Genomic DNA, 13,221 nt, shown 5'->3' on the forward strand with positions numbered 1-13,221 from the left:
GCCATTAATGAGCAATACGCCAGATAAGATCAAGAGGTATTATAAATTCATTCATTTTATGCTTAAATACTGGAACAGCGATTTATTTCGCCAAACCAGTGCCGCAGCATTAAATGATACACTCGAAGAAGAGGATGAAGATCATAAATTTGATCAAAGTCCTGAAGAATTGGTAGAAGACCTCAAACAAATGGGACCTACTTATATTAAGCTGGGACAGTTACTTTCTACAAGACCCGATTTGTTACCAGATAATTACCTGAAAGCCCTGGCCAATCTTCAAGACAATGTTTCTCCGGTTCCTTTCGGGGAAATAAAGGAAATCATTGAGAAAGAACTTGGCACTAAAATTTCAAGGGCATTTAATTCTTTTGATGAAACACCTCTGGCGAGCGCTTCTATTGGACAGGTGCATCGCGCTGAATTGCACTCTGGCAGACCTGTAGCCGTAAAAGTTCAAAGGCCGGGTATTGCTAAGCAATTCATGGAAGATCTGGATACGCTTGATGAACTTACTGCTTTAGCTGTAAACCATCTGGAAACTGCAAAAACTTATGCTATTGATGAAGTTTTTGCGGAATTAAGGCGGATTTTAATCAATGAACTGGACTACAATAAAGAGGCGCAAAACCTAAAAACTTTAAAAAGAAATCTTCAGCAATTCGAACATTTAATTATTCCGGCTCCGGTAGATGATTACAGTTCTACCAGAGTTTTAACTATGGAATTTGTAAGCGGAAAGAAGATCACATCTCTTTCCCCATTACGCCAAATGGAAAATGATTTTTCTGAATTAGTTGAAGAACTCGTAGAAGCTTATTTACAGCAAATCATCAACGATGGCTTTGCTCATGCAGATCCACATCCCGGAAATATCAAATTTACCGATGATAATAAGATCGCTCTTATAGACCTCGGGATGGTCGCCAGGTTCAGTCCTAAACTTCAGGAAAATCTTATTGAACTTCTATTAGCTATTAGTCAGAGCAACGGGGAGAAGACGGCTCATTCCCTTCTAAAAATGAGCGAACTAACAGAAGAATCTCAAAAGAAACAATTTTCAAAAACGGTGAGCGATGTGATCATGGAAAGTGAGCACAGCCGGGCTAAAGATCTTCAAACAGGAAGAATTTTAATTCAACTAAACCGGCTAGCACTTAGTACCCACATTAAACTTCCGGTTGAAATTAATATCCTCGGAAAAATCCTATTAAATCTTGACCAGATCGTGGCGATGCTGGATCCGGAATTTGATCTGCGTGCAGCTATTCAACGTAATGTGCATGAGATTATGCGTAAGAAAATGCTCAGCGAGTTAAAACCTGAGAATTTCTTTAGTACGCTTATTGAATCCAAGCATTTTATTGAAAAGATGCCAGAAAGAATGAATCAAATTTCAGAGAATCTGGCGAACAATGAATTCAAAATAAAGATCGATGCTATTGACGAGAAAAGAGTTACCGATGGTTTTCAGAAAGTAGCAAACCGTATTACGCTAGGGCTTATTATAGCTTCCATGATCATTGGAGCCTCCATGCTTATGCAGGTGCCATCAGACTTTACGATCTTTGGCTATCCCGGCCTGGCCATGTTATTTTTCCTATTGGCTGCCGTGGGTGCAATAGTGCTTAGCTATGTGATCATATTTCGTGACGAAAACTTAAATAATAAGAACTAAATTTTAAAAATTCAGAATCCATAATTTGAAATGAGAAAACTTTACTTATTACTACTTCTTTTATCTATTTCCATAATTGAAGTTCAAGCACAAAAGGTTGAAATTCCGGTAGACACAGCCGTAACCACACAGCATTCAGTAAACATTAATGGCAAATCTATAGATTATACAGCCGAAACCGGGATGATGCCACTTTGGAACAATGATGGAAACCCTATAGCCAGTCTTTACTATACTTACTACACCAAAAAAGGTGTGAAAAATACCGAAAATCGTCCTTTAGTGATCTCCTTTAATGGCGGTCCAGGATCTGCTTCCGTTTGGATGCACATTGCTTATACGGGTCCTCGTGTTTTAAAAATAGATGATGAGGGATTCCCAATTCAGCCATATGGAATTAAGGAAAATCCACATTCCATTCTTGACGTGGCAGATATTGTCTATGTAAACCCTGTGAATACTGGCTATTCCAGACCTATTCCTGATGCTGAAGGAAAAGTTGACAGAGAAAAATTCTTTGGGGTGCAGGCTGATATTGAATATTTGGCAGAATGGCTAAACACTTTTGTTACTCGAAAAAACAGATGGTTATCGCCAAAATATCTTATTGGAGAAAGTTACGGTACTACCAGAGTTTCAGGTCTGGCACTGGAATTACAAAACAGCCAGTGGATGTATTTAAATGGAGTGATCCTGGTTTCTCCTACCGAGATTGGCCTGGATCGTGAAGGACCGGTAGAAATTGCCAACCGACTTCCTTATTTCGCCGCAGCTGCATGGTACCATAAAGCGCTACCTTTAGAATTGCAAAACAAAGATCTTGATGAATTATTGCCAGAAGTGGAGAATTATGCGATCAATGAATTACTACCTGTTTTAGTAAAAGGAGGTTTTAATGAGAATTCTAAAAGACAGGAAGTCGCTGAGAAAATGGCCTATTATTCAGGGATAAAGAAAGAGGTGATCCTTCAGAATAATCTGGAAGTACCTTTTAGATATTTCTGGAAAGAGCTATTAAGGGAAAAAGAAGGTTATACTGTAGGCCGTCTGGACTCCCGATATCGCGGACTTGATTCTAAAGATGCCGGTAATAATCCAGATTACAACGCTGAACTAACTTCCTGGTTGCATTCGTTCACTCCGGCCATCAATTATTACCTAAGAGAAGAATTAAACTTTAAGACCGATCTTAAATACTATATGTTCGGTCCTGTTCATCCATGGGATAGAAGTGGAAATAATAGCGGCGAAAACTTAAGACAGGCAATGGCTCAAAATGCAAACCTGGACGTCTTAATTCAGTCTGGTTATTTTGATGGTGCTACCACATATTTCAATGCGAAATACTCTATGTGGCAGCTTGATCCTAGTGGGAAAATGAAAGACCGCCTTAGCTTTAAAGGTTACCGCAGCGGCCATATGATGTATCTTAGAAATGATGATCTTAAAAAAGCGAATGACGATCTAAGAGAATTTATTCAGAATAGCTTACCGGGAGAAAATCCTGCTAAATATTAGATCAGAAAAAACTGTCTCAAAAGTTCATTTTTCGTCAAGCTGAACTTGTTTCAGCTTCTAATTAATATTGATGAGCTTTTTGTTGAGATCCTGAAATAAATTCAGGATGACGTATTTCAAACTTTTGAGACAGCTTTATTCTATTGTAGAAGATAATTTTTCAGCTCATCATAATTGCTGATTTGAAGGGATTTTTTTTGTTTATCCATTAAGCCTTTAATAGAATCTGGAATCTCTACCTTTTTCTTAATGGCAGCTTCTACAGTTTCTAAAAACTTCACCGGATGTGCAGTCTCAAGGAAAGTACCGTGATATTCAGGATTACTTTCCAGGAATTTTTTCAATCCAAGATAACCAACCGCACCATGAGGATCCATCACATACTTTGTTTCTGAATACACCTCTTTAATAGCTTGTTTCGTTTTCTCATCATCAAAACTATATGCCGAAAAATGTTCTTTTAGATTAGCATGTTTGTCCTTAAATAATTTAAGAACTCTAACAAAGTTACTAGGATCTCCTACATCCATAGCATTGGAGATAGTTTGCACACTAGGTTTCGGATTATACTCTTCAGTTTCCAGATAATTGGTAACGGTATCATTGGCGTTGTTTGAAGCGACAAAATGATCTATGGGTAATCCCATCTCCCGAGCTAGCAAGCCAGCACAGATATTACCGAAATTCCCGCTTGGAACCGAAAACACTAATTTTTTGTCTATTTCCTTCAACTGTTTATAAGCAAAAAAGTAATAGAACATTTGCGGTAGCCATCTCGCCACATTAATAGAATTCGCCGAGGTAAGTTTTCTATGATCTGTAATTTCAGAATCAAGAAAAGCTTTTTTTACCATCGCCTGGCAATCATCAAAATTACCATCAACTTCCAGAGCCGTAATATTTTGACCTAAAGTTGTAAGCTGTTTTTCCTGAATTTCACTCACCTTAGCTTTTGGGTACAGTATGACCACATCTATTCCTTCAATACCAAGAAATCCGTTAGCTACTGCTCCACCGGTATCTCCTGAAGTAGCCACCAAAACAGTGATTTTTCCCAGGTTCCCTTTTTTGATAAAATACCCTAAACTACCCGCCATAAACCTGGCTCCTACGTCTTTAAATGCAAGGGTAGGTCCATGAAAAAGTTCCAGGCTTCCAATATTCTTTTTTACATCAACAATCGGAAATTCAAAATCTACCGTTTCGTTAATAATATCTATTAACGCTGAATCTGGAATTTCATCACCTACGTATGCTTTAATTGCTTCAAAGGAAATCTCAGTTCTATCCAGATTTCCAATATTTTGAAAAAAAGAGGCAGGAAGTTTTTTAATCTTATCCGGGAAATAAAGTCCCTTGTCCGGAGCCAATCCGCGAACCACGGCATTTTCAAAATTACTGGTATGCTCCCTGTTATTTAAGCTGAAATAGTTCATAATATTTTCACTCCTTGTTTATTGATCGATGATAAATGCAGGTCAAAATCTATGTTTTTATCGGAATAGAATACTTCAATAGCATTTTTTACTTTTTGGGCATTCTCATCTCCTTTACACAATGCATATACTGAAGGACCAGAACCTGAAATTCCGAATCCCAAAGCTCCATTTTCAGCTACCAGTTTATCAAGCTCCTGAAAATAAGGTATTAAAATAGATCGTACCGGTTCTACAATTTCATCCTGAAGACTTCTTCCCAGCAATTCATAATCTTCGGTATAAAGTGCGCTAACCAAAGCGCCCAGATTGCCCCATTGATTAATCGCAGATTTCAGACTTACGTTTTGTTTGATAATAGATCGTGAATCTTTTGTTTTGATTTCTATCATAGGATGTAGCACCACCACTCTCAAATCTGGAGGTACAGGCAGGCTCAAAACTTCTAAAGGACAATAACTTCTTACAAGACTGAATCCCCCTAACAATGCCGGTGCGACATTATCTGCATGAGCGTTACCACTGGCAAGCAGTTCTCCCTGCATGGCAAAAGGAATAAGTTCTTTGACTTTATAAGGTTCTTCCAGCAACTTATTTACAGCGAAAACAGCTCCGGCAGAACTTGCAGCGCTACTGCCTATACCACTTCCGGGTTTGATCCTTTTTGAAATTTCAATATCAAATCCCTGATTTGAATCCAGTTTCTTAAGCAGTGCTTTTACGGCAACTCCAGCTACATTTAGATTTGTTTCCAATGGCAAATCCTGACCGGTAATCTTTGTTATGCGAACCTCATTAAGATCATTCTTTTTAATAAGCATTTCATCGCCTACAGAATCCAGGCAACAACCTAAAACATCAAAACCGCAGGAGAGATTAGCTACCGTAGCCGGTGCAAAAATTTTTAATTCTTCCATAGCTATTTTTTTCCGATTCTGATGATATCTGCAAATATTCCCGAAGCGGTAACTTCAGCCCCAGCTCCGGCTCCTTTTACAATAAGTGGTTGTTCAGGATATCTTTCTGTAAAAAACAGCACAATATTATCGCTTCCGCTAAGATTTGCAAATGGATGCTGAGCACCAACTTCCTGCAGTCCAACCTTTGCTTTACCATCTTCTAACTGCGCTACATATTTTAATTCAGATTTATTATTTTCAGCATTTTGATACATCTTTTTAAATTCTGCTTCATCCTGTTTTAATAACTCAAAGAATTTCTCATTGCTTTCAGAATTAAGACTTTTCTGAGACAGAAAATCATCTCTTTCAATATCTTCCAGCTCAAGTTGTAAACCACTTTCACGAGCCAGGATTAAAATTTTACGCGCAACATCTACTCCGCTAAGGTCTATTTTAGGATCAGGTTCTGTAAAACCTTCTTTCATTGCTGTTTCAACCACTTTATAAAATGGTTCTGAACCGTCATAATTATTAAAAACAAAATTTAAACTTCCAGACAGTACTGCTTGAATTTTTGTAATTCTATCACCGGATGCAACAAGGTTCTGTAACGTATCAATGATAGGCAATCCCGCTCCAACATTCGTCTCATATAAAAAAGAAGCGCCATACTCCCTGGTTAAATTTTGCAGATTTTGATAGTTCTCAAAAGCATCGGCACAGGCAATCTTATTACAGGTAACCACTGAAATTGAGTTTGCCAGATAATCTTTATACCAACCTGATATATCAGGACTCGCAGTATTATCTACAAAAATACTATTCCGGAGATTCAGCTCTTTTACTTTATCAAAGAATTTTTGCTTATCGGCTGTTTCTGCCTGAGCCAGATTTCCTTCCCAGTTTTGTAAATCTATTCCATCTTCATCAAAAAGCATTTTTCTTGAATTGGAAAGCCCTAAAACTCTAACCTTTAACCTAAGCTTATCAAGAAGATACTGTTCCTGCTTTTTAAGTTGATCTAATAATTTTCCACCTACATTCCCAACTCCGGTAATAAATAAATTCAATTCTTTTGAAGGCACCTCAAAGAATTGTTCATGAAGCGTATTCAGCGCTTTCACTACATCTTTTTTAGAAATTACGGCAGAGATATTCCTTTCAGAAGAACCCTGAGCAATCGCCCTAATATTGATATTATTGTTACCGAGGGCACTAAACATTTTTCCGCTAAGACCATGATGGCTTTTCATACGGTCTCCAACCAGTGCGATAATTGAGACATTATCTTCAATTTCTACAGGTTTGATCTTTTTATAGCCTATCTCAACTTCAAATGCTTCGTCCAGGGCTTCCTTAGCTTTTTCAGCTTCATCATCTTTTACTGCAATACAGATACTGTGTTCTGAAGATGCCTGGGTAATTAAAACTACATTGATATTTTCCTGAAAAAGGATCTCAAAGAATCTTTTGGAAAAGCCCGGAATACCAACCATTCCACTTCCTTCTATATTCAAAAGTTTAATCGAATCTATATGAGTAATTCCGGTAACCCATCTAAAATTTCTTTCGCTTGACTTTGAAATTAGGGTTCCCGGGTTATCTGGTTCAAAAGTATTTTTTATATATATTTCAATATTCTTATCCAGTAATGGTTGTAACGTAGGTGGATATAGCACTTTTGCTCCAAAATGAGAAAGTTCCATGGCCTCTTCATAAGAGATGTTTTTTAACGCATAAGCCTGCGGAACCAAATTCGGGTTTGCGGTAAACATGCCATTTACATCGGTATAAATTAAAACCTGATCAACTTCCAATGCTCCGGCAATAATTGCAGCGGTAAAATCTGATCCTCCACGTCCCAATGTACTTGGAACTCCCAAATCATTTTTCGCTACAAATCCAGGAACAATAAATAATTCGGACTTATTCTTTTTAAAGAATTCGGTAAGATTAAAGTTGGTTTTGGTATAATTTACCTGAACTTTTTCGTTTACGTTCTTGCACACGATAAGATCCCGAGAATCTACCCACAAACTATCTACTTTCAGGCTTTTGAAGTATTCAGAAATTATCAGCGAACTTAAAATTTCCCCGAAACCTGAAATAACATGTTTTGTTTTATCAGATAGTTCATTTAAAAGAAAAACTCCCTCATACAGGGTTTCAAGGCGATTAAACTGATTTTTTACTTTACTCAAAATTGCACTCTGAGCAGTAACCGGAATGAGCTCTTTTACTGCTTCAAAATGTCTCTTCTCATTTTTTGCCAGAATCGCTTTATAGGAGTCATCTTCTTTTTCGGCCAATTCAGCCATTAATAAAAGGTCGTTTGTAACTCCTCCAAATGCAGAAAAGACACTTACAACAGTATCATTTTCTAGATGTTTCTGGATAGTTTTGGCTACTAGTTTTATACGTTCAGGAGTGGCTAGGGATGAACCGCCAAATTTCAGGATATGCATAACTGAAATTATTTTTAAAAATTAATAAATTAAAGATACAGGTGTACGGACGAAAGTTATATATCAAGGACCCCACAAGGGGTAATACCAGTCATGGTAATATCAATAGTAATACAGCGGAAAGAAATTCTTCCGGTAATAATATTGATATTTTTTTGAAGTTTTTTCACAGTTTTTCCTCGAAATCTTATTTAAAGGTATTCAAATAATCCTAGGAGCAAAACTTTTTATTAAAATGAAGTTGAGAATTACGAGATTGATAAAATGAGTCCATAAAAAACCCGATAATGTAAATTATCGGGTTGATTTTTAATTATTTGCAAATGAACACTAAGGCGAATAGCACGAAATAAAGGTGATCCAATATGTTAATTGCTGAATTTTATTCTAGCTAATTTCCCTTGAAAAAATATATTCAAAAATTAAATGAAAGTCTATTGAAGTCTATATTTCTTGATATGTTTACCATGTCAGGAATTTTATTGCTGTTTTAAAATTTCCAAAAGTCAGGAAGCGGACGTACTTAAAGATTCCTGCACCTTTTTTCTATTCAGTTTAGATATAAAGAAACTACTAATAAGAATTAGACTACCTCCAGCTAAAATATTCCAGCTCAATTTTTCATCTAAAACAAAATATCCCAGAACGATTGCACTCACGACTTCCAGATACATTAAAGTAGTAGCTGTAGCAGCGGTTAATTCTTTAAGGCCATAAAAGAACAGTTTAAACACAACGATTCCTATGAGCAATCCATACAAAATTCCAACCCCGATTTGTGGTAATTCCACATCCGGTAAAAATGCCAGAAAAGGAACAAAGACCAGTGCGCCAATTAAGTTTTGATAAAAAATAAGCTGATTCTTACTATAATTTGGAGTTTCAGATTTAAAGAGAATTACGGTAACCGCGTATCCTATAGAAGCGCCAATGGCAGATAACATTCCAATAAAATCATTAGAAGCAAAACTAAAAGGTTTCCCTAAATAGGTTATTACAATACCAATAAATGCAAGAACTAAAAATCCGGTTTGCGCTTTTTGCAACTTCTGTTTGAAAAAAAGATACTCTATTGCCGTCACAAATAACGGGTATGTATAAAAAAGGACCACCGCATTGCCAATAGAGGTGTATATGAAAGCTAGAAGATATAAATACATTCTAATGGCATTGATAAAAGAAGCCAAAAACATTTTTTTTGTATTCCCTCTAAAATGGAATTCTTTATCCTTTATCAAAAATGGGATTAAAAACAATACAGGAATTCCAGTTCTGAACCAGGCTATCCCACCGGTAGACATGCTATTCATTGACTTGATCAACAAACCATTATTACCTGCGAGTATAGCACATAAAATTACCGCATAAATCGCTTTTTTCTCCATATTCCAGCGCTTATTACTTTAGACCAACTAATCTATACCGCCTGAAGCTCCATATCCTTCTTAGATTTTCTATACAAAAAGGAATTAAAAATGTTCCTTTTAGCAAAGCGATTTTGTTTTGGAGAATTGATCAATTTAATATAAAGCGCTTTGTTTACTCCGAAATACTCGTAGGTAGTTCCATCTAAAAATGAAACTTCCAGAACATTCCCCTTATGCTGAAAATCATAAATTCCACTTTCGGAAATAGTTTTAGTATAGGCCTCTAAATTTTCAGCTTTAGTTTCTGGCGCAATACTAACTAAGAAATGATAGCCATCAATTATTTCTTTGCTTTTAATTTCAGCCTGGATATGGCTTTCTTCCCCTTCCTGGAATTTATCTGGATGCCATTGTTTAACCAGGTTTCTATAATTAGTTTTAAGCTGTTTCAGATCAATTTTATCTTCCACACTAAATAACTTCTTGTATTTATTAACGCGCTTCATAATTCAATTTTTATAAGCCGCGAAATTACTCCTTTTTATCTGATAAAAACCATTTCTTCAATTAGGATATTAATCAGATTTAAGGCGCTAACATATTGATGAATTGAATATCCGGAATGTGACCTATAATTGAGAAAGAACGTCATTCTGAACTTGTTTCAAAATCTCAGAACACTAGTAAACATAACAGTAACTTGAGACCTTAAAATAGATTAGCATTGACCTTTTTTCGTGGATTTAAAAAAATCTCCCTTAGGTCGATGATGATTTGTTTGGTTTTTAAGATTGTTCATTTTTTTGCTTGTCCAAAAAAACGAACCAAAAAAAGGACACTTTTTTGTAGGTGTTTTTAATTATGTTGCCACATAATTAAAATCGTACTTCCCCAGCTAAATTTTCTCCAAGGCTTCAAAAATTTTACGCCGCGGGAAGCACTACACTTGCAAAAAAGAAGTTATTGAAAAGATAAATTTGCTAGAAAAATTATACGTCAATTGTCTATGCCAGATAGAAATTTTCATCTCAGGTTTCAAGGAGACGGAATAACTTTTAGGATAAAAACCGGATATGCAGATATTGATGATTTTTATTTTTAAGATAAGATCTTTTTTGCGGTATTTAATCCGCTATAGATGGCTCCTTCTAAGTAACCTCCATATAGGGGAGATGTTTCAGTTCCTGAAAAATAAAGTCTCCCATCCAAGAAAGATTTTTTAAAAATAGAATTTCCGTATTGAGGACTCATATAAACTGATTTCAAGGATTTCCCCGAGGTATATTCTTCTTTCGCCCAGTCTTTTTCTATATAATTTTTATAGTTTCTAGCTTCAGGCCCTAAATGCTGTTCTAAATAGGCTAGAATTCGTTCTTTTCTATGAGCTGCTGTTTCCTCGCGCAAACCTTCATTTACAAAACCCATCAAACTATATTCATTTTCAGCTGCATTACAATGATCATATAATTCTATAACCGGCCCAATTTGACCAATAATAGTCCCGGACAATCCTTTCTTTTTCCAGAATGCTTCCGGATAGGTAATCCCAACTTTAATTGCATTGCTCATCCAGGTATGTGTTTTTTGCATAACCTCCTTCAAATTATCAGGCAGCGGTGGAGTGTACTCTATATTTTCAGCAATTTTAGGAGGTAAACAAATAATTACTTTTTCTGCATGATAACTTTCTCCTTGCACCATTACCTCTAAGAAATTATCCTGCATTTTGATATGGGTTACGGGAGATTCCAATTCCAAGTTTGCCGCAACAGGATTACTTAGAGCTTGAATCAAAGAATCACTCCCGCCAGAAATTCTTTTTGCACCTGGAGCATTAGGATCACTCTCAAATAAATGAGCCGGAGCCATGCTGTTATAAACCAAAACACTTTTTCCCTTACTAAATTGCTCAAAATAATCCAGGTTATATTTACTTAATACTTCGCTGGTATACACATGTTGTTTCTGAAACCAGGTTGCCCCGAGATCTATCCCTTCTTTTGTAAGAATTCTTCCACCTGTTCTACTCCTTGCTTCCAGGATTATAAAATCTTCCTCTCCATTTTCCCGTAATTCATTGGCAGTAATCAGGCCGCTAAGTCCCGCCCCTATGATAAGAAATTTTACTTTTTTCACTTTCATGCTCTTTACTTTTCAAGTATGATCTAAAGAAAAAGCGCAATATTATATACTGCGCTTTCAGTTATTTTTATTTTATGGAGTTAATTTCATTTAAATCCGTAAATATTCCTGGATATATAAAGTCTATGTCTAAAATGTGACATCAAGCGCTGACGAAAATAGTTTCTTAGCCCTTCTACTGCGCTCAGGGAGACAAAAGTATATCTTCATTTCAACGGATACCCAAATGATTAAAAAATAGATTTTAAAGTCCGCTAATATAGCTTCCATAAAGATCTTTGAATTGAAGCCCTTTTGAAAATCTCTTTTTGCTTAACTTCTTATATTCTACCAACGCCCAAAGCAGAAATTCTTTTATGAAGTATTTATCTTCATCTTTAACTTCCGGCTGATATTTCTCTATCAGCTTATTTAGAGGTTCTATGGAATCTAATTCTGCTTTATATTCAGCATCTGTAAGATCATCAGGTAATTCAAATCCTGAACTTTCAAAAAACCATTCCACGAGGTCATCATAAGGTGTAGTTTCGTCTGGTTTCTGAAGCTTTTCAATCGCAGGGAAGTAATCTGGAAAAAGTGTTTTTACCGAATCTCCTATAAGTTGCTGGGCAACAAAAGCTGCTCCCTCCTGCTCTCCTTCATAAACCAATTCAACCTTTCCGGTTATCGATGGGATCACCCCAAGAAAATCCCCAAATCGTAATAAGGTTTTTTCTTCATCATTTCTAATGGCTCTCCTTTCCGCAGTACTTAATAAATTTTCAAAAGCTGTAATGCTCATTCTCGCACTAACGCCACTTTTATGATCTATAAATTCGCTGTCTCGTGCTTCAAAACTAATCTGCTCCAATAGATCCCTGGCAATATCGGGAACGTGCACAAATTCCTTTTGTCTTTCATCCAGTTGAGCTTCCTGAGTGGTAATGATCTTTGCAGTGGCAATATCTTCCGGATAATGAGTTAAAATCTGTGAACCAATCCTGTCTTTCAGCGGAGTCACAATGCTTCCCCTGTTGGTGTAATCTTCAGGATTCGCAGTGAAAATAAATTGCATATCCAAGGGCAGTCTCAGTTTAAAACCTCTAATTTGAATATCACCTTCCTGTAATATATTGAAAAGTGCTACCTGAATTCTTGCCTGAAGATCTGGCAATTCATTGATCACAAAAATACTTCTATTTGCACGTGGAATCATTCCGAAGTGAATCACCCTATCATCAGCATAACTCAACTTTAAATTGGCTGCTTTAATAGGGTCTACATCTCCGATCAGGTCGGCAACAGTGACATCTGGAGTTGCTAATTTCTCAAAAAAACGCTCATCCCTATGTATCCAAGAAATTGGGGTTTTAGCCCCTTTCTCATTAATAAGCTCCCTGGCATATCTACTAATTGGTTGTAAAGGATCATCATTAATTTCTGAACCTTCCACAACCGGCATCCATTCATCTAAAAGCTGTACCATTAACCTGGCAAGTCTCGTTTTAGCCTGGCCTCGTAAACCCAGCAGATTAATATTATGTCTTGAAAGAATAGCTCTTTCCAATTCTGGGATTACGGTATAATCGTATCCATGAATTCCCTTAAAAGCATTTTCTTTATTTCTTATTTTTTGCTTAAGATTATCCCGAAGTTCATCTTTGATACTTTTGCTTTTGTATCCAGCTTCTTTCAGCTCTCCAAGATTCTTTATTTTTTCTTTATTCATATAAT

9 protein-coding genes are annotated in these 13,221 nt (G+C 36.3%); 2 read left to right on the forward strand and 7 right to left on the reverse strand.

The features are described from left to right. Positions 1–7 precede the first annotated feature (7 nt). Positions 8–1,678, forward strand: a complete 1,671-nt coding sequence (locus GFO_RS09235; RefSeq protein ID WP_011709838.1) for an AarF/UbiB family protein — start codon at positions 8–10, stop codon at positions 1,676–1,678. Between the two features lie 30 nt (positions 1,679–1,708). After that, complete coding sequence (locus tag GFO_RS09240) at positions 1,709–3,196, forward strand: S10 family peptidase (protein ID WP_011709839.1); 1,488 nt, start codon at positions 1,709–1,711, stop codon at positions 3,194–3,196. Between the two features lie 140 nt (positions 3,197–3,336). On the opposite strand, the gene thrC is transcribed toward GFO_RS09240, so the two are convergent. The 7 genes from thrC to GFO_RS09275 all read right to left on the reverse strand — a co-directional run bounded on the left by thrC (position 3,337) and on the right by GFO_RS09275 (position 13,216). Beyond that, entirely contained in the window at positions 3,337–4,632 is a 1,296-nt protein-coding gene (thrC, locus tag GFO_RS09245; RefSeq protein ID WP_011709840.1) for a threonine synthase, read from the reverse strand. Further along, complete coding sequence (locus GFO_RS09250) at positions 4,629–5,549, reverse strand: homoserine kinase (RefSeq protein WP_011709841.1); 921 nt, start codon at positions 5,547–5,549, stop codon at positions 4,629–4,631. The genes thrC and GFO_RS09250 overlap by 4 nt, the downstream gene beginning before the upstream one ends. Before the next feature lie 2 nt (positions 5,550–5,551). Further along, a complete protein-coding gene (gene thrA, locus GFO_RS09255; protein ID WP_011709842.1) occupies positions 5,552–7,999 on the reverse strand; it encodes a bifunctional aspartate kinase/homoserine dehydrogenase I in 2,448 nt (815 codons plus the stop codon). A gap of 506 nt (positions 8,000–8,505) precedes the next feature. Further along, complete coding sequence (locus tag GFO_RS09260) at positions 8,506–9,384, reverse strand: DMT family transporter (RefSeq protein ID WP_011709844.1); 879 nt, start codon at positions 9,382–9,384, stop codon at positions 8,506–8,508. Positions 9,385–9,416: 32 nt separating this feature from the next. Further along, positions 9,417–9,872: a KTSC domain-containing protein gene (locus GFO_RS09265; RefSeq protein WP_011709845.1), complete on the reverse strand. Its 456-nt coding sequence runs from the start codon at positions 9,870–9,872 to the stop codon at positions 9,417–9,419. A 592-nt stretch (positions 9,873–10,464) separates the two neighbouring features. Beyond that, positions 10,465–11,508 carry a flavin monoamine oxidase family protein gene (locus tag GFO_RS09270; RefSeq protein ID WP_011709846.1) on the reverse strand — a complete coding sequence of 348 codons (1,044 nt, stop codon included), beginning with the start codon at positions 11,506–11,508 and terminating at the stop codon, positions 10,465–10,467. A gap of 244 nt (positions 11,509–11,752) precedes the next feature. Beyond that, positions 11,753–13,216, reverse strand: coding sequence for an AAA family ATPase (locus GFO_RS09275; protein WP_011709847.1), 1,464 nt, complete (start codon positions 13,214–13,216; stop codon positions 11,753–11,755). Positions 13,217–13,221 lie beyond the last annotated feature (5 nt).

Origin of the sequence: Christiangramia forsetii KT0803, assembly GCF_000060345.1 — a bacterium.
GTDB classification, from domain to species: domain Bacteria; phylum Bacteroidota; class Bacteroidia; order Flavobacteriales; family Flavobacteriaceae; genus Christiangramia; species Christiangramia forsetii.